We start from the raw sequence: 16,837 nt of genomic DNA, 5'->3' as shown, positions 1-16,837 counted from the left end.
ATTCCTCCTTATTATACCTATTATAGCAAAAATATCTTAAAAAAAAACTCAACTTCCCTTGTTTTTCCTAGAGAAAGTTGAGTTTTTGGAATCTATTTAGACTAGAATCTTTTAAGCTTTGCTATATTGAGCTACAACTGCTTCAACTGCTGCTTTTTCACGCTTAATCAATTCAACGCGAGCTGCGATATCCTTAATCCCCATGCGGATATTACGGCTAAGGGCAAGGTCAGAAAGTTGTGGTTCATAGAATGCCTTGTATTCTGCCAAGCGTTGCTCTGTTTTAAAGATGTGTGATGGGAAGATGACAAAGCTGTCAAAACTCATATCGCCACCAAGAGCTGCCTTAATCCAATCCCAGTTTTCACGTGCCCACACCCAAACAGTTTCTTGAGTTGCTTGGTGTCCTAGGAATTGGAGATACCATGCTGAGAGGTCCTGTGGTTTCACGACAAACTTGTCCTTCCAAGTTGCAAGCAGTGTTTGGATGTTCTCTGCATCTGTCGCATAAGCAAGGGCTGCTGCCAGTTGGCGTTTAAAGGCAGCATCTGTCGCATGAGTATAAAGATCGAGATAAGTTGCGACCAATTCCTTAGTCTCATGGTGTTTCATTTCATTGATGAGAACTTGTGAACGAATAGCTGCTGGAAGTCCTGAAAGATTATCCTTGTGGGCTGCGAAAATTTGGCTAGCAACTTGACTGGCTTCCTCGTCATTTGAACGAATCATCATGGAAATTGTCAATTGACGAACCAATTCATCCTCATCAGATTCACCCTCTTTAGCTTCAAAACCAAGACGTTCATAGTTGTAACGAGCCAGTTTAGCAATAAGGGCTTTAAAGGCTTTTTCTGCCTCTGTTCCTTCATCAATGAAGCGTTCAAGGGCTGTAATAACTTGAGAAACGGCAGCAACAACTAGGTAAGATTCTTCTTGTGCCAATTGATCCACTACTGGAAGCAAGTCTGCGTATGAAATGTGCCCAGCTTCAGCAAGCAAACGACGTTCTTGAACGATTTGAAGTTTACTTGTGTTATCAAGTTCTACTAATTCTGAAAGAACAGCATCCAATAAGTCGCCTTGATAGTCTGTAATGTAATGTGCTGTATTTTCAGTGTTAAGACGAAGGGCTCCTTTGTTTTCAGCAAGAAGTGCTGCATAACCTGGAATTTCGATGCTCTCAGTTTCGAGAGTATCTGGCAAGCCTTTCCAGTTACTGTTAAGTGGCACTACCCAAAGACGGTTCTTGTCTTCATGTTCACCGATAAAGAATTGTTTTTGCGAAATCTTCAAAACATCATTTTCAACTGTAGCAGTAAGGACTGGATAACCAGGCTGCTCCAACCAAGAATCCATGAAGGCTGCTACATCACGACCAGATGCTTGTCCGAGGGCGTTCCAAAGGTCACGACCAATGGTATTTCCGTATTGGTGTTTTTCAAAGTAAGCATGCAAACCCTTAGCAAAATCAGCATCTCCTAACCAACGGCGAAGCATGTGCATGAGACGGCTTCCTTTGGCATAAACGATAGCACCATCGAAGAGCGTATTGATTTCATCTGGGTGGCTAACTTCAACGTGGACAGATTGAACGCCATCTGTCGCATCACGTTTAAGAGCGGCTGGCACTCCACTTGTTTGGAAGTCTTCAAAGATATTCCAACTTGGCTCGATGGCATCCACACAGACGTATTCCATCATGTTCGCGAAGCTTTCGTTGAGCCAGAGGTCATCCCACCACTTCATAGTCACAAGGTTACCAAACCATTGGTGAGCAAGCTCATGAGCAATAACTAGAGCAACTTGTTGACGGCTGGCAAAAGTTGAGTTCTCATCCACAACCAAGTAAACTTCACGATAAGTCACAAGACCCCAGTTTTCCATAGCACCAGCTGAGAAGTCAGGAAGGGCGATGTGGAGAGATTGAGGAATAGGGTACTTGACTCCGTAGTAATCTTCGTAAAACTCGATTGAACGAACAGCGATATCTAGTGAAAACTCAAGATTCGAAAGTGGGTGTGCTTTTGTTGAGTAGACACCAACGAGAGTACCGTTTTTAGTTGTTGCAGTTACCCCTTGCAAATCACCAGCCACAAAAGCTAACAAGTAAGAAGACATACGTGGAGTTGTCTCAAATTTCCAGATACCAGTTTCCTTGCGGTTTTCAACGTCAATCTCTGGCATGTTAGACAAGGCAAGTTCGCCTTCTGCTTGGTCAAATCGAAGAGCTAGGTCAAAGGTTGCTTTGGCTTCTGGTTCGTCCACACATGGGAAGGCTTCACGAGCAAAGTGACTTTCAAACTGAGTTGACAAAACTTCCTTCTTAACACCATCAACTGTATAGTATGATGGGTAGATTCCTGTCATGTTGTCTGTGATTTTACCTGAAAAAGCAAGAACCAATTCAACTTGACCTGCTTCTGCAAGTTCGATATGAAGAGCTTCGTTTTCATTATCAACTGTAAATGGACGAGCTTGGCCTGCTACTTCAACAGAAGCAATCTCCAAGTCTTTTTGGTGAAGGGAAATACGGTCACTTTTAGCTTGACCAGTAATAGTTACATTTCCTGAAAAAGTCTTGGTCTCACGACTCAAGTCTAAAAACAAATCATAATGTTCAGGAACAAATTTTTCAATATAATGTTCTACTGCTTGCATCATTTTCTCCTATTCTAAATTTCTGAGCAAATGCTCTAGTTCAAACATACCTATTTTATCATATTTTAAGTCAGAAAAAAGCTTTGGACGGTTATTTCCAAAACTTTCTTCCTTCTAGTAGTCTACAGAGGATAAACCTTGCGAAATTCTTCTAAAACAACCTTGCTGTCAGGTGTAAAAGTCAAACCTGCTTCTCCTAACCAGTCTTTGAAAAAGTCTTCATGAACCTGACGCCAGTAGGCTAAAGATTTGTCTCCCTCACCTTCCTTGTAGGCATGGTCGACTGAAACCTGATGGAAAGGCTGAACGGAAACCTTTGTAATTTCGACGATGCAGACAGCTTGATCTTGACTGTCTAAAACGACATCAAAGGTCCCTTCTTGGGGAAGGGGTTCGTTATCTACTGCGTAAAGATCGTAAGCTGAGGCGGTTGCTGTTTTTTCGCCTTTAAAGACCAGATCCGCTAAAAGGTCTGGTTCCACTCCAAAAGCCCAGGCATCTATCTCATCTCCGATAGAGGGGTTGATTTGCTTGTAGGCATTCCACATTTCTTGAGGTGTCATAGGTTGCTCCTTTGTATTTTTTTACTTTCTTCTTTTACACGTTTGAGATGGTCTGGATGGTCAATTTTTAAATCAAAAATCTCTGGAATAGAACTGTAGTGGATCATGCATTTGATATCCATCTGATTCATTTTTTGTATGAAAGAAGTATTCAGATAGCCTGCTACGGCGAATTCTATCTTTTTCGCCCTTGCTTTGTCCTGCATCTGTCTCAGCATTTCTAACATTATTGGACTTTCCATATCGTGCCATTGACTGTTTCTCACAGTCGCAAAAATAAATGAAGTCAAATCATTCATTCCAACTACAATCTTTGAAATGCCCGTTTCCAGTATCCTGTCTAAGTCAAAATACGCTGACGGTAATTCAATCATTGTGCTAACTTTTCCAGTAAAACCATGCTGGCGCAATACTCTAATAGCTTGTTTTAACTGTTCAGCATCATTGACAAAAGGAAAAATAAGAGACAGATTGGGATTGGTTTGAAAAACTTCTGTAACAACATTTGTCTCAGCCTGAAATTCATCTGGACACGCCAGTAAACGCCTAGTTCCTCTATATCCAAATAAGGGGTGGCGTTCGTCAAAATACTCTTTTGTCCCGTCTAGAATATTTGCTTCTGCATTTGTTAACTCTGAAAAGCGATACCAGACTTCTTCATCTGAGTATAAATGGCAAATAGTGTCTAGATAATCTTTTACAAATTGCTGACAACTTGGTAACAGGATGTTTTGATTGAGCTCTCTCAGCAAGTATTCGCCACGAATCATACCGACGTGGTGCAATAGTTGTGGGTAAATTTTTTCAACAATTCTTTCGCCACTAAGAGCCAGTTGGTTTTTCATAGCCATTCTCCTCGTCTTAAAAGATACATTATCATATATCATTATATGATACTTTCCTCTAGTTCAAAAGCTTCATAAGGTTCAGCTAACTCATATCCTAAAAATTCTGCTACTTTTTTGGAAGCCTCGTTATGAGCATCCCAAAGTGGAAACATATCTCTATTTAAACTCTCTAGAATCATTGCAGCACCAAGCTTTTTAGCAAAGCCATTTCCTTGTTTGTCTGGCCTAGTTGCAACTTCCACTTCAACTGCTCCGTGGTAAACTAACCCTGAGGAAATCCCAGCAATCACTTCATTATTTTTAAGAATAACAAAGCCAAATCCACCTTTTAAAGCAAAATCTTGGTAGGACTCAAAATTCCCTTGTAAATCTTGTGACCATTCTTCCTCAGAAAGGCAGTTATAAATACGATTATCAATAGGTACAATATTGTAACCTTCCTCTATATGAGTAACTAGATCATTTAGAAGTTCAACTTGAAAATTTGCCTTATCCTTAAAAGAATAGCGAGTAAAAGAAATTAACCCACCTTGCCGATGCAGAAAATCTTGCCACTTAGTGTCTTCTGAAATAATAATCTTATAATCTAAACCATATTGCCTAACAAAATCTTCCCAAAATCTGGAATCCAACTCCCCTGCTAGGTATAGAAAATTCCCAATATCATAAAAACTTGTTGTCCTATCACTGTTTCGATAAACAGTCCCGATTTGAGATTTAAGACCATAGAGAACCATATTTTTCTTCCATGTTTTAAATAGTTCCATAATTCCCTTTCTTCACCTTCCAATTCTTATAGCTTGTCATGTCCAATTCTGGAAATCCTCCTAACTCTGCCTTCACCTTCAATACTAAGGGTGAGGCATTTTCTTCGGTAATCTGCTCAAGAGGAAGCCAAATTGCCTTTGCTGAATCGTTACTTCCATCAAGAACTTCATGAGGAAGGGATTTTTGAGAGCCTTCTAAATCAAGTACTATATCATAAAAGGCCATGATATGATGTACTGCGAAGTCTTGCCCCTCTTCTTGAACCAGCACATCATACATCCTAGGATTTGAATAACGGCTAAGCGTATAGCCTGTCTCTTCTAAAACTTCTCTCTTGAGGGTTTCTGTCAAACCCTCACCGATTTCCTGACTACCACCAGGTAAATCAAAACGATGCGGATAAGGCCCTCTCGTTTTCTCAATGCAAAGCAATTTCCCGTCTTGAAGACAGATTCCGTAGACTCCAAAGTGATGTTTGATTTCCATTTTCTACTCTTTCTAAAAGTCCAAGATTGCTAGAACACCTTATCCCTTAAATGGAAAGAGGCTATAGATCTCATGCTCCTTAATATACTTCTTCAGTATCTCCATATTCTCTTTGATTTTAGCCTGTATATCTATCTCTTCACAAGTTGACTCAGCAATAAAGAGGTTAATTTTCAACAAATCTGTCAAATATAACAGACGACGTTCCATTTCTGATTCAGGACTTGAAGCTTGCTCGATTTTTGCAAGCTTTTGCTCCAAGCTATCACCATTCAAAAATCTCTGATGAACTCTCCTTCTTATTTTTTGAGTGGATTCCTCCCCTTGTTCTAACGGAGACAAAAGGAGTTTTTTATAGGCGGATAGCTTATTTTCTGCCTCTCTTTCCATATAGGCCAATAAAATCAGAGAGCTATCAACAAAAGTCCAAGTGTTATAATTCCCTTCAAATGGGACTTGTATGACACTCTCCAATAATTTCTTAGCAATTTCTTCTTGACCATCTAGATAAAGTAGATAGGCCAGATGATTAAGCGATTCGAGATAGCTAGCTTGAGTCTTCTTATTCTTTTTTAAAATTTTATCTAAATAGAGATGTAGGTCTGGATGTTTTTCCAGTTGTTCAACTACTTCTGGTAGCTTCATTTGAAATCCTTTCTATTCTTTTTTAAAAATTTAAAGAGATTTTAGTCAACTAATCCAACTCTGCTCGACTGAACAAGTCTTTCATAGCTTCGATATCATCGCAAAATTCTTTAAATTCTAAAGTGAATTTAGCCAAGGCGTCCACCTTGGAAGAATAGGCGCAAAACATACTTCCTTCAGGATCAAAGTCGATAGCATCGCTTAATTCAGGCATTTTTTCCTCCAAAAATACCAAAGCTAAAGATGTCCAATCGTAGCCATTTCCTTCAAATCCCTCCTCTTCTCGAGTATCAAACACTTCCTGTCTGTATTCTCCATCAGGGTAATAAATGAGCGACCCTCGAACATTTTTAGGATCCTCATCATATATAAGTAGGTTAAAAGTGGCAATTATTTCATTTATGTTTTTGTAATCCATCATTTCTTAACTCCTTATGAAAACATTTATTGGTAACGGAACTTCATAAATCTAGGAGAGCTAGTCAGAATCAAAAGGCATAAAACTATCATGCTGATTATAATAATTCAAAGCTTCGACCAAGTCTTGGAGACTTGCATCTTGTTTTTCCTCAAGTGCGACTGCAAGGACATCAATCAACTGCTCTCCATAGTAGACTAGCTGGAGATCTTGCTCCGATGCATCAGCTGGGTAGACATCAGAGTCGTCCACTACATCTGGATAATCTGATACCCAATAAAGGCAATCCAGTTTCAGTTCTCCATCCTCCTTGCCATAGAGACAAAAATTATCTGAAGATAACTGGTCTACGCGCACCTGCTCGATTATCTGCTCTAGTGAAAGTTCTTGGTATTTTCGCATCTCGTCTCCTTTTTAGTCTCACTCTTCAACAAAAGAGTTCAAAAAATCCTCAAAAGATGGCCATTGACCGTAGATCTCAGCTTTTTCTTCTAAAACATAGAAATACACCTTGCCACAATCCTCTTCCCTTAGGGAAAGAGCATAGTTACCCGATCCAGGATCATAGGCAAAATGGAGAAGATCTGTGGCCTTAAATCCCTCAGGCACAGCCTCATCGTCAAACCATGTAAGAGACTTCTTCATCTCCTCAAGTGAATTAAAGGAATTGAAAGGAAAGATATGACAGTCATCGTGAACACCCCTTACTTGGGGCTGACCACCGTTGTACTTGAGATAAAAATCCATCATAGCCTCCGGTAATTTCTTCCCAAGAATCTCCTCAAATTGTAAAAATTCTTCTTTTGAAATCGGTGAATCTTCATCAAGCATCCTAAACATGATTACTCCCTTCAGTTTTCTACAATTCTTCTTTTAGTACCTTGTCAATAAAGTCATTGACGTTTTTAGCAACTTTTTTCATTTCTAAGGAGCCTAAAGCACCCAGGTCATTTTCATAAATGCAATCATCAGAATTTTTCTTGATAAAGTAAGCCAAATCTCCTTCCTGTCCAATCATAAAGTAATCTGGTTCTACTTCCTCAATCTGATAAGTCTCATTTCGCTCTTGAAGATCCTCCTTAGCATACAAACAGATGCCTGAATCTCCAATTTCATAGGGGTCAATCTCTTTCCAGTCCGATAAAAACTGATAGTAGAGATTGGGCAAGACAAATCCAAACTCATCTCTTTTCATAGCTTACCTCCACATATTCACAGAATACCAACTATGCTACTTCAAAGACCATCCACCGTCAATAGTGAGAATTTGCCCTTGCATGGCAGATGCATTTCCACTTGCTAAAAAAAGGCTAATCTCTGCTACTTCTTCTGGTTCTATCCAGCGTTTGATGGGTGTTTCACTAGCTACCCAGTCCGCCAAACCACCTGGTTCAAAGTCAGCTGCCGTCATACCCGTCTTAACTGCACCTGGTGCGATGCCGAAAACCTGAATGCCAGCTTCTGCATAGTCCAAAGCCAACTGTTTGGTAAATCCTGCTAATGCATGCTTGGATGAGGTATAGGCGTGCCCACCTCCGCCTGCCAGATTTGAAGCAATGGAGCACATATTGATAATGATTCCTCTCTTGCTTTCCAACATTTGAGTTAGATAATAGCGAGTCAACTCTACTGGAGTTACATAATTGATTTCAAAAATCTCTTGAATTTCTTGGGCGGATTGTTCTAGTAAGGGCTTGTAGTCATCCAAAACACCTGCCGTATTACAAAGAATATCGACTCGAGTGCACCAATCAAAAATAGGTTCCAAGTCAAGCGTTAAATCACGTTGTAGAAAGTGAAAGTCGCCTTGTAAGGCAGGCTTTTCACCCTGATCCACACCAAAAACCTGATAACCATTCTCTAAAAAGAGTCGAGCTTGAGCCAGACCAATCCCTGAACTAACGCCCGTAACTAAGACACGTTTAGTCATGGACTTCCACCCAATCCGTCGCTAGGACATCACATGGTGTCGGACTCCACATAGAAAAACCTTCTCCTTCACCAGATACATTGATGAGGAAATAGGGTGTCACTTCAAGGGCGACCCCATTTTGTTCGATGGTATCAAAAAGCTGGACATAGTTTTCAGCCCCACCCCAGCCAGTACGTACATATTTTTTCTTAGCCTTTAGTCCAGGCAAAATTTCTTCAAATGTCATGTTTTTCTCCTTTGTTATCTATGAATCTTAATTTAATTATAACAAAAAACCGTTTTCCAACGGCTTTTTGACTGTTATTTCTTAAATGCAATTTATCTCTAAGGCAAATCATTCCCTGCTGCTAGGTAGATCTCATACCATTCTTTTCGAGTTAGGTTAACATTACTTGCTTGGCTAGCTTCTATCAAATGTTTAGGGTTAGTTGTTCCTACTACTGCCTGCATCTTAGCTGGATAGCGTAACACCCAAGCGATAGCAATAGCTGATGGGCTTACACCGTATTTTTGCGCAAGACGGTTTAAAACTTGATTCAAAGCTTGAAACTGCTCATTACCAACAAAATTGCCCTTAAAATAGCCAAACTGCAAAACTGACCATGCCTGAATGACTATGTCGTTTAGTTTGCAGTATTCAAAGACGCTACCATCACGCAAAGCTGCCTTGTCACCTTCCATATTGACATGGAAACCTGATTCAAATCCTGGCGTGAAAGCCGCACTTAGTTGTAACTGATTAATCATTAGAGGCTGTTTGACTTCTTTCTTCAGTAATTCCATCATCATAGGATTTTGATTGGACACACCAAAGTCTCGAACCTTACCTGATTTGTGAAGGATATCAAAAGCCTCTGCTACTTGGTCGGCTTCCATCAAGGCATCCGGACGATGGAGAAGCAAGCTATCTAGGTAATCAACCTGCAATCGTTGTAGAATCCCATCAACTGACTCTAAAATATAATCTTTTGAAAAATCAAAATAGGTAAATTCTTCTATGCGAATGCCACACTTGGACTGAATCCACATCTTCTCACGCAAGTCAGGGCGATGTTTTAAGACTTGACCCAGTAATTCTTCGCAACGTCCACGACCATAGATATCTGCCAAGTCAAAGTCATTGATTCCGACAGATAGGGCTGTTTCAACCAGCTCCTCAACTTCTTTGACCGATTTATCACTGATTCGCATCATGCCTAGGACGATTTCGGACAATTCTCTTTTCTCTTGACCAAATGGAATGTATTTCATGGCAACTTCCTCCGTTTTTCTTCATTATAAAGCAGAATGACACTTTTATCAACTGCTATCTCACAAAAGAAAAGAACCAGCTTAAACTGGTCCTTTTAGGTCTTACCCAATCACGCTTCCGTTTGGTACAGCTGGATCAACTGTGAGAAGGGTTAATTTGCCATCATGTTCAGCTGAGAGGATCATACCTTGGCTGACATATTTTTTCATCATTTTACGTGGTTTGATGTTGGCAACGATTTGTACTTTCTTGCCGACCAATTCTTGTTCGTTTGGATAGAATTTCGCAATACCAGAAAGGATTTGACGGTCTTCACCGTCACCAGCATCAAGGCGGAATTGAAGCAACTTGTCAGAACCTTCTACTTTAGAAACTTCTTTCACTTCAGCAACACGGATTTCAACCTTATCGAAGTCTTCAAACTTGATTTCTTCCTTGTTTAGTTTGAGTTCAACTTCGTCTGGGTTCCATTCTTTTTCGACGGCTGGCTTGTTACCTTCCATTTGTTCTTTGATATAGGCGATTTCTTCTTCCATATCGAGACGTGGGAAGATAGGCGTTCCTTTAGAAACTACAGTGACATTTGCAGGGAAATCAGCCAAGCTCAAGTTTTCAAGGCTAGAAACTTCTGCTAGACCAAGTTGAGTCAGGACTGCACGACTGGTTTCCATCATAAATGGCTCAATCAAGTGAGCTACGACACGAAGGCTAGCTGCCAAGTGGCTCATAACACTTGCCAATTGGTCACGAAGCGCTTCATCCTTTGCCAGTACCCATGGAGCTGTCTCATCGATGTATTTATTCGTACGTGAGATAAGAGTCCAGACTGCTTCAAGTGCACGTGGATAGTCAACTGCTTCCATGTAGGTATGGTAGTCAGCGATTGATTGTTCTGCCACTTGAGCAAGAGCATTATCAAAGTCTGTCACACCCTCTACATAGGCAGGAATTTGTCCATCAAAGTACTTGTTAATCATAGAAACCGTACGATTGAGGAGGTTTCCGAGGTCGTTTGCCAATTCATAGTTGATACGACCTACATAGTCCTCTGGAGTGAAGGTTCCGTCTGAACCAACTGGAAGGCTACGCATGAGGTAGTAACGAAGTGGATCCAGTCCATAGCGCTCTACTAACATTTCAGGATAAACGACATTCCCTTTAGACTTAGACATCTTGCCGTCTTTCATGACAAACCAACCATGGGCAATCAAGCGGTCAGGCAATTTGATATCCAACATCATAAGAAGGATTGGCCAGTAAATCGAGTGGAAACGAAGGATGTCTTTCCCAACCATATGGAAGACTGTTCCGTTCCAGAACTTGTCAAAGTTGCCATGTTCATCTTGACCATAACCAAGAGCTGTCGCATAGTTAAGAAGGGCATCAATCCAAACGTAGACTACGTGTTTCGGATTTGATGGGACTGGTACACCCCAGGTAAAGGTTGTACGAGAAACCGCCAAGTCTTCCAAACCAGGCTCAATAAAGTTACGCAGCATTTCATTCAGACGACCATCTGGAGTGATGAAGTCAGGATGTGATTTGAAAAATTCGACCAAGCGGTCTTGGTATTTGCTGAGACGAAGGAAATAAGACTCTTCTGATACCCACTCCACTTCGTGTCCTGATGGAGCGATACCACCAGTTACATTTCCAGCTTCATCACGGAAAACTTCCGCAAGTTGACTTTCTGTAAAGAATTCCTCATCTGAAACTGAATACCAACCAGAGTATTCACCCAAGTAGATATCATCTTGAGCAAGCAAACGTTCAAAGACTTGAGCTACTACTTTTTCATGGTAGTCATCAGTTGTACGGATGAATTTATCATATGAGATATCCAATAATTTCCAGAGTTCTTTGACGCCAACTGCCATACCATCAACATAGGCTTGAGGTGTGATTCCAGCTTCTTCTGCTTTTTGTTGAATCTTTTGACCATGCTCGTCAAGACCAGTCAGATAAAAGACATCGTAGCCCATCAGGCGTTTGTAACGTGCTAAGACATCACATGCGATAGTTGTGTAGGCAGAACCGATATGAAGTTTACCAGATGGATAGTAAATCGGTGTTGTAATATAAAAATTCTTTTCAGACATAATATTTCCTTTCCAGGCAAATGAAACCTGTTTTTCTAACACTTCATTATATCATATTTTGATGATTTTCGATAAGGAAATCCATACAAAAACAAGATAGACAAGTGTCCATCTTGTTTTTCCTGTTGATTATCTTATTCATAGCGAAGTGCTTCAATCGGATCTAGTTTAGAAGCCTTGTTGGCTGGTAAAACACCAAATATCATACCGATACCAGCTGAGACCGCTAAACTAAAGAGAGCGATTGGGATGGATACGCCAACTTCGATTCCTGCAATCATGTTTTGAAGAAGGACACCTGCAAGCATGGTCACTCCTGCAGCAAGCACAAGGCCGATGACCCCACCTAACAAGGTTAAAATCATGGATTCAATCAAAAATTGAACCAGAATATTCCCACGTGTTGCTCCTAGCGCTTTACGTAGACCAATCTCACGGGTACGCTCTGTCACTGAAACAAGCATAATGTTCATAACACCAGTACCACCGACAAAAAGGGAAATCCCTGCAATAGCACTAATAATCGTTGTTATGAAGCCAAAGAGTTGTTGAACTTCTTGGAAGGCGGCAGACGCATCTGCAACTTGATATTCCCCTTGTTGAAGACCTGCAATCTCTGTCATTCTTCTTGCCAACTCTGGTCCCAAAGTCTGGGTTAAGCTAGTATCATTGACACGGAAGACAATATTTGAAATCTCATCTGTGTTAAAATTAGCTGCTAAGGAAATATTGGTCGTGATTGGTAGTCCTCCGACTCCAAATGTTTTCGCAGCCTTAGCTTCTTTACTTGCATAAACACCAACCACACGGTAACTGATTTCATTTACTTCAACAATTTGGTTGAGAGCTTCTTGTGCTGAACCAAAAAGGCTATTGGCTAGTTCTTCATCTAGGATAATCACACTTGCGAAATCCTTATAATCTTGCGCTCTAAGGCCACGACCTGCAATGATTTCATTTTCGACCGCATCCATATAGGTGACATTCCCACCCGTCATGTTAGCGTGTTCCACCTTTTTATCCTTATAAGTCAAGGTCACATTGGCTGAGTTGGTCACATAGTAGCTATCCACTCCCTTGAGCTTAGCAGCTTCCTTGACCCATGCTTCTTGAGGTTTTGGTGGTTCAACAAAATTTTCTTCTTGACCACCAGACAAGGTCAATGCAGATTGTCTTTGTGTAAAGGAACCGTCCTTACTCTTGGTAGGTGAGAAAAAGACATGGATATCTTTCTGGGACTTGGTCATGTTTTTATTGACCTGGCGAGACATAGAGTCGCCCAAGGCCATGATCACGACAACTGAAGAAACACCGATGATAATCCCAATCATGGTGAGGAAAGAACGCATCTTGTGGGCCATAATGGATGAAAAGGCAAATTTCAGATTCTGCATCTTAGTTTTCCTCCTTTTCTACGAAACCACTATCAGATGAAATGACGCCATCTCGGATGACGATTTGACGTTTCGCATAGGCAGCAATTTCAGGCTCATGCGTAACCATGATAATGGTTTTTCCTTCTTTGTTTAATTCAACCAAGAGTTGCATGATTTGATTTCCTGTTTTGGTATCAAGTGCCCCAGTCGGTTCGTCTGCTAGAATGATAGAAGGATTGTTGACTAAAGCACGCGCAATGGCAACCCTTTGCTTCTGACCACCTGACAACTCCGAAGGTAAATGATGGCTACGCTCGGTCAGTTCAACCTTTTCCAGATACTCTTCTGCTAATTTGCGACGTTTTGAAGCTGAAACTCCAGCATAAATCAAGGGAAGTTCTACATTTTGAAGTGCATTAAGCTTGGACAAGAGAAAGAATTGTTGAAAGACGAAACCGATTTCCTGATTTCGAACCTTGGCTAATTGTTTTTCACCCAAACCAGCTACTTCTTTTCCATCTAGAAAATACTGCCCACTTGAAGGGGTATCTAACATACCAATGGTATTCATGAGAGTAGATTTCCCAGAACCAGATGGTCCCATGATTGCTACAAATTCTCCCTCATGAACTTCTAGGTTAATATTCTTGAGGACTAGTAGTTCTTGATCACCATTGCGATAGCTACGACAGATATTTTTGAGGCTAATTAGTTGCTTCATCAGTCTTCACCTCTTTTCCTTCTTGCAAGGAAGCTGTCGGATTACTGATGACTTTTGCTCCATCTGTCAGACCAGATGTGATTTCTTGATTTTCTGCATCTGCATTGCCCAAACCAACTTCAACTTTTTTGGCCTTTTGATTTTCATCAAGGATCCAAACATAGTTTTTCTCTTCTTCCATGACTACGCTGGTGATCGGAACAATCAATGCTTTGCTAGTGCTTTTCACTTCGACACTGACTGTAAAGCCCTGTTTCAAACCACCAATTTCGCTAGTTACATCGACTGTATACGGGTATTTTGAACCTGTGTTTGAAGCAGCTAAGCTACTACTTGCTTCACTGTTATTTTTTGGATAATTTGAAATATAGCTAATCTTACCATTCCAAGTTTTATCTGGGTAAACCTTGGAAGTGAAAGTGACTTCTTGGCCGACAGATAGATTGGCAAGGTTGTACTCAGAAAGCTCTCCCTTGACCTGCAAGTTATCGTTACTTACGATATGAACCAAAACTTGACTATTTCCTGTTGGAGATTTTGAAACGTTACGATTCACTTCAACAACTGTTCCCTCCACCGTACTCAATACCGTAGCAGCATTCAACTGGGCTTGAGCTTTTTCGAGTTGCGCTTCTGCATCTGCACGCACATCACGAGCATCGCTGATTTGAGAATCAATAGCAGCTGTGGCAGAACCGGATGACTGAGCTGGCGCTTGTCCAGTTGCTCCTTCTAGACCTGCTTGCGAAAGGCTAGGTGTTGCTGCGGCGGTATTTCGAGACTCATTCAGGTCATTGATATGACGGTTAGCTTTAGCAACGGCACGACTGGCAGCATCATAGGCAGCCTGAGCTTCTGTACTACTATACTTGACAAGAGCCTGTCCTTCACTGACCTGATCACCAACAGAGACCAAGACTTCATCCAAGTCACCCTTGCTTGCATCATAATAAATGTATTGTTCATTCTGAGCAGTAACACTCCCCGATAGGAGAACTGAAGATGCCACAGACCCCTCTTTAGCAAGGACAATCTTAGCAGTTTCATCTTTTGCTGCAGCTTGATTTGGTTGTCTTAACAGAAGAACAGCAGCTGCACCCACTACAAGAACTGACGCCACTCCAATAGCAGTAAATAAAGGCCATTTCTTAGCTTTTGACTTTCTTTTCATAGCAATACCCCTTTTATAAATATATATGTTAAGATTATAGCACATATCCTAAAAATGGACAATTTATTTCTCATTACCCAAAAATATTTTCTAAATCTTTTATTGTTGTATTAGTTATATAATACACTTTCTTTTTTATTTTTGCAAGCATTTTCTTAAAAATTTTAAGCGTAGCAGATTTTTGCATTGACCTTCAAAAAAAGATAGAATATGACTAGAAAACAACAAAGGAGCTTTCTATGAGAGAATACGATATTATCGCCATTGGAGGAGGTAGCGGGGGTATTGCTACCATGAATCGTGCTGGTGAACATGGTGCTAAAGCGGCAGTTATTGAGGAAAAGAAATTAGGTGGAACCTGTGTCAATATTGGCTGCGTTCCTAAGAAAATTATGTGGTACGGAGCTCAAATCGCAGAGAGCATCCACAAATATGGACCTGACTATGGTTTTACAAGTACTGGCAATGAATTTGATTATGCAATGCTTCGTAAAAATCGTGAAGCCTATATTGATCGTGCTCGCTCTTCTTATGGTGGAAGCTTTAAGCGTAACGCAGTTGATTTGATTGAAGGACGCGCCGAGTTCGTTGACGCTCATACTGTTAGTGTTAATGGAGAGTTGATCCGTGCTAAGCACATCGTGATTGCAACTGGGGCCCATCCTCATATCCCTGCCATTCCTGGTGCTGAACTGGGTGGTAGTTCTGATGATGTCTTTGCTTGGGAAGAGTTGCCTGAATCTGTAGCCATTCTTGGGGCAGGTTACATTGCTGTCGAATTAGCTGGCGTGCTCCATACTCTTGGTGTACAGACAGATTTATTCGTCCGTCGCGAGCGTCCGCTCCGTGGATTTGATAGTTATATTGTTGAGAGTCTAGTTCAAGAAATGGAAAATACTGGATTAAACCTCCACACCCATAAGGTTCCTGCTAAACTTGAAGAAACTGAACAAGGCATTACCATTCATTTCGAAGATGGTAGTACTCATACTGCCAGTCAAGTTATCTGGGCAACTGGCCGCCGTCCAAACGTTGAAGGACTCCAGCTAGAAAAGGCAGGCGTTACTCTCAATGAACGTGGTTTCATCCAAGTTGACGAATACCAAAACACAGTCGTTGATGGTATCTACGCTCTTGGCGATGTGACAGGTGAAAAAGAACTGACTCCTGTTGCTATCAAGGCTGGACGTACCCTATCCGAAAGACTTTTCAACGGTAAAACCAATGCCAAAATGGACTACACTACTATTCCAACTGTTGTCTTCTCACACCCAGCTATCGGAACTGTCGGTCTGACTGAGGAAGAAGCTATCAAAGAGTATGGACAAGAAAACATCAAAGTCTACACTTCAAAATTTGCTTCTATGTATTCTGCAGTTACTAGCCACCGTCAAGAAGCTCGCTTCAAGCTCGTTACAGCAGGTGCAGATGAAAAGGTCGTTGGCCTTCATGGCATCGGCTACGGCGTTGATGAAATGATTCAAGGTTTCGCAGTTGCTATTAAGATAGGAGCTACAAAAGCTGACTTTGATGCGACAGTCGCTATCCATCCAACTGGCTCAGAAGAGTTTGTTACTATGCGTTAATAAAAAAGAGACCATCTTGGTCACTCAGATTGAAGAAAAAGCCTATTTAGGACCATTTTCTTCAATCTTTTTCTTTTATTAGAGCAAATTATAAAACACTTAAAAATAGCATCCCATCTGGATTCCTAAGTGTTTGCACTATATGATAGCCAAGCTCCATAAGGGTAATCTTTTTATTACTGATAAGAATTTATCTGAGTTTTAAAAAAATCCAAGCCGACTTTTTTGTATCAATCGGCCGTTACAAATTTGTAACCTTTATTTTTAAAACAGGTTGACAATTATGTTTCTTAAAGTATAATAGTTACTATAA

General features: G+C 40.8%; 18 protein-coding genes. 1 reads left to right on the top strand and 17 read right to left on the bottom strand.

The features are described 5' to 3' along the window. Positions 1-111: 111 nt before the first annotated feature. The 17 genes from QM911_RS00555 to QM911_RS00475 form a co-directional block, all read right to left on the bottom strand. Positions 112-2,658, bottom strand: a complete 2,547-nt coding sequence (locus QM911_RS00555) for a M1 family metallopeptidase (protein WP_414312822.1) — start codon at positions 2,656-2,658, stop codon at positions 112-114. 122 nt (positions 2,659-2,780) lie between these two features. Beyond that, the gene (locus tag QM911_RS00550) at positions 2,781-3,221 is read right to left on the bottom strand and encodes an ASCH domain-containing protein (RefSeq protein ID WP_414312772.1); all 441 of its coding nucleotides are present in this window, start codon (positions 3,219-3,221) and stop codon (positions 2,781-2,783) included. Further along, a complete protein-coding gene (locus tag QM911_RS00545) occupies positions 3,218-4,066 on the bottom strand; it encodes a putative PEP-binding protein (protein WP_414312771.1) in 849 nt (282 codons plus the stop codon). The genes QM911_RS00550 and QM911_RS00545 overlap by 4 nt, the downstream gene beginning before the upstream one ends. A 41-nt stretch (positions 4,067-4,107) precedes the next feature. Next, the gene (locus QM911_RS00540) at positions 4,108-4,836 is read right to left on the bottom strand and encodes a GNAT family N-acetyltransferase (RefSeq protein ID WP_414312770.1); all 729 of its coding nucleotides are present in this window, start codon (positions 4,834-4,836) and stop codon (positions 4,108-4,110) included. Further along, positions 4,823-5,323, bottom strand: a complete 501-nt coding sequence (locus QM911_RS00535) for an NUDIX hydrolase (RefSeq protein ID WP_414312769.1) — start codon at positions 5,321-5,323, stop codon at positions 4,823-4,825. The genes QM911_RS00540 and QM911_RS00535 overlap by 14 nt, the downstream gene beginning before the upstream one ends. A gap of 39 nt (positions 5,324-5,362) precedes the next feature. Continuing rightward, positions 5,363-5,968, bottom strand: coding sequence for a DUF6707 family protein (locus tag QM911_RS00530; protein ID WP_414312768.1), 606 nt, complete (start codon positions 5,966-5,968; stop codon positions 5,363-5,365). 49 nt (positions 5,969-6,017) lie between these two features. Continuing rightward, on the bottom strand, positions 6,018-6,389 hold the full coding sequence (locus QM911_RS00525) for an Imm51 family immunity protein (RefSeq protein ID WP_414312767.1): 372 nt from the start codon (positions 6,387-6,389) through the stop codon (positions 6,018-6,020). A 57-nt stretch (positions 6,390-6,446) separates the two neighbouring features. Further along, positions 6,447-6,788 carry a hypothetical protein gene (locus QM911_RS00520; protein WP_414312766.1) on the bottom strand — a complete coding sequence of 114 codons (342 nt, stop codon included), beginning with the start codon at positions 6,786-6,788 and terminating at the stop codon, positions 6,447-6,449. A gap of 18 nt (positions 6,789-6,806) precedes the next feature. Next, the gene (locus QM911_RS00515) at positions 6,807-7,226 is read right to left on the bottom strand and encodes an SMI1/KNR4 family protein (RefSeq protein WP_414312765.1); all 420 of its coding nucleotides are present in this window, start codon (positions 7,224-7,226) and stop codon (positions 6,807-6,809) included. Positions 7,227-7,245: 19 nt separating this feature from the next. After that, positions 7,246-7,581, bottom strand: coding sequence for a hypothetical protein (locus tag QM911_RS00510; RefSeq protein ID WP_414312764.1), 336 nt, complete (start codon positions 7,579-7,581; stop codon positions 7,246-7,248). A gap of 36 nt (positions 7,582-7,617) precedes the next feature. Further along, positions 7,618-8,316: a 3-oxoacyl-ACP reductase gene (locus QM911_RS00505; RefSeq protein WP_414312763.1), complete on the bottom strand. Its 699-nt coding sequence runs from the start codon at positions 8,314-8,316 to the stop codon at positions 7,618-7,620. Further along, positions 8,309-8,545 carry a DUF2829 domain-containing protein gene (locus QM911_RS00500; protein WP_000141913.1) on the bottom strand — a complete coding sequence of 79 codons (237 nt, stop codon included), beginning with the start codon at positions 8,543-8,545 and terminating at the stop codon, positions 8,309-8,311. Before QM911_RS00500 ends, QM911_RS00505 begins: the two co-directional genes overlap by 8 nt. A 98-nt stretch (positions 8,546-8,643) precedes the next feature. Then, entirely contained in the window at positions 8,644-9,570 is a 927-nt protein-coding gene (locus QM911_RS00495) for an aldo/keto reductase (protein ID WP_414312762.1), read from the bottom strand. A gap of 102 nt (positions 9,571-9,672) precedes the next feature. Continuing rightward, positions 9,673-11,670, bottom strand: coding sequence for a methionine--tRNA ligase (metG, locus tag QM911_RS00490; protein ID WP_414312761.1), 1,998 nt, complete (start codon positions 11,668-11,670; stop codon positions 9,673-9,675). Between the two features lie 134 nt (positions 11,671-11,804). Further along, complete coding sequence (locus QM911_RS00485) at positions 11,805-13,064, bottom strand: ABC transporter permease (RefSeq protein WP_414312760.1); 1,260 nt, start codon at positions 13,062-13,064, stop codon at positions 11,805-11,807. A gap of 1 nt (position 13,065) precedes the next feature. After that, positions 13,066-13,767 (bottom strand): ABC transporter ATP-binding protein, encoded by a 702-nt coding sequence (locus QM911_RS00480; RefSeq protein ID WP_060955929.1) that lies wholly within the window; start codon positions 13,765-13,767, stop codon positions 13,066-13,068. Beyond that, positions 13,751-14,938: an efflux RND transporter periplasmic adaptor subunit gene (locus QM911_RS00475; RefSeq protein ID WP_414312759.1), complete on the bottom strand. Its 1,188-nt coding sequence runs from the start codon at positions 14,936-14,938 to the stop codon at positions 13,751-13,753. The genes QM911_RS00480 and QM911_RS00475 overlap by 17 nt, the downstream gene beginning before the upstream one ends. Positions 14,939-15,177: 239 nt before the next feature. Here QM911_RS00475 and gor point away from each other — a divergent pair, with 239 nt between their 5' ends. Further along, positions 15,178-16,524 (top strand): glutathione-disulfide reductase, encoded by a 1,347-nt coding sequence (gor, locus tag QM911_RS00470; protein WP_414312758.1) that lies wholly within the window; start codon positions 15,178-15,180, stop codon positions 16,522-16,524. Positions 16,525-16,837 lie beyond the last annotated feature (313 nt).

It is taken from the genome of Streptococcus infantis, assembly GCF_047460825.1.
GTDB classification, from domain to species: Bacteria; Bacillota; Bacilli; order Lactobacillales; family Streptococcaceae; genus Streptococcus; species Streptococcus infantis_V.
This window is presented reverse-complemented; position numbering and strand designations above follow the sequence as displayed.

Bases quoted from the DNA above. Each gene is read 5' to 3' on its own strand.
- gor (WP_414312758.1), top strand. From the start codon at position 15,178: ATGAGAGAATACGATATTATCGCCATTGGAGGAGGTAGCGGGGGTATT.
- QM911_RS00495 (WP_414312762.1), bottom strand. From the start codon at position 9,570: ATGAAATACATTCCATTTGGTCAAGAGAAAAGAGAATTGTCCGAAATC.
- QM911_RS00540 (WP_414312770.1), bottom strand. From the start codon at position 4,836: ATGGAACTATTTAAAACATGGAAGAAAAATATGGTTCTCTATGGTCTT.
- QM911_RS00485 (WP_414312760.1), bottom strand. From the start codon at position 13,064: ATGCAGAATCTGAAATTTGCCTTTTCATCCATTATGGCCCACAAGATG.
- QM911_RS00555 (WP_414312822.1), bottom strand. From the start codon at position 2,658: ATGCAAGCAGTAGAACATTATATTGAAAAATTTGTTCCTGAACATTAT.
- QM911_RS00525 (WP_414312767.1), bottom strand. From the start codon at position 6,389: ATGATGGATTACAAAAACATAAATGAAATAATTGCCACTTTTAACCTA.
- QM911_RS00510 (WP_414312764.1), bottom strand. From the start codon at position 7,581: ATGAAAAGAGATGAGTTTGGATTTGTCTTGCCCAATCTCTACTATCAG.
- QM911_RS00500 (WP_000141913.1), bottom strand. From the start codon at position 8,545: ATGACATTTGAAGAAATTTTGCCTGGACTAAAGGCTAAGAAAAAATAT.
- QM911_RS00545 (WP_414312771.1), bottom strand. From the start codon at position 4,066: ATGAAAAACCAACTGGCTCTTAGTGGCGAAAGAATTGTTGAAAAAATT.
- QM911_RS00515 (WP_414312765.1), bottom strand. From the start codon at position 7,226: ATGTTTAGGATGCTTGATGAAGATTCACCGATTTCAAAAGAAGAATTT.
- QM911_RS00550 (WP_414312772.1), bottom strand. From the start codon at position 3,221: ATGACACCTCAAGAAATGTGGAATGCCTACAAGCAAATCAACCCCTCT.
- QM911_RS00505 (WP_414312763.1), bottom strand. From the start codon at position 8,316: ATGACTAAACGTGTCTTAGTTACGGGCGTTAGTTCAGGGATTGGTCTG.
- QM911_RS00535 (WP_414312769.1), bottom strand. From the start codon at position 5,323: ATGGAAATCAAACATCACTTTGGAGTCTACGGAATCTGTCTTCAAGAC.
- QM911_RS00480 (WP_060955929.1), bottom strand. From the start codon at position 13,767: ATGAAGCAACTAATTAGCCTCAAAAATATCTGTCGTAGCTATCGCAAT.
- metG (WP_414312761.1), bottom strand. From the start codon at position 11,670: ATGTCTGAAAAGAATTTTTATATTACAACACCGATTTACTATCCATCT.
- QM911_RS00475 (WP_414312759.1), bottom strand. From the start codon at position 14,938: ATGAAAAGAAAGTCAAAAGCTAAGAAATGGCCTTTATTTACTGCTATT.
- QM911_RS00530 (WP_414312768.1), bottom strand. From the start codon at position 5,968: ATGAAGCTACCAGAAGTAGTTGAACAACTGGAAAAACATCCAGACCTA.
- QM911_RS00520 (WP_414312766.1), bottom strand. From the start codon at position 6,788: ATGCGAAAATACCAAGAACTTTCACTAGAGCAGATAATCGAGCAGGTG.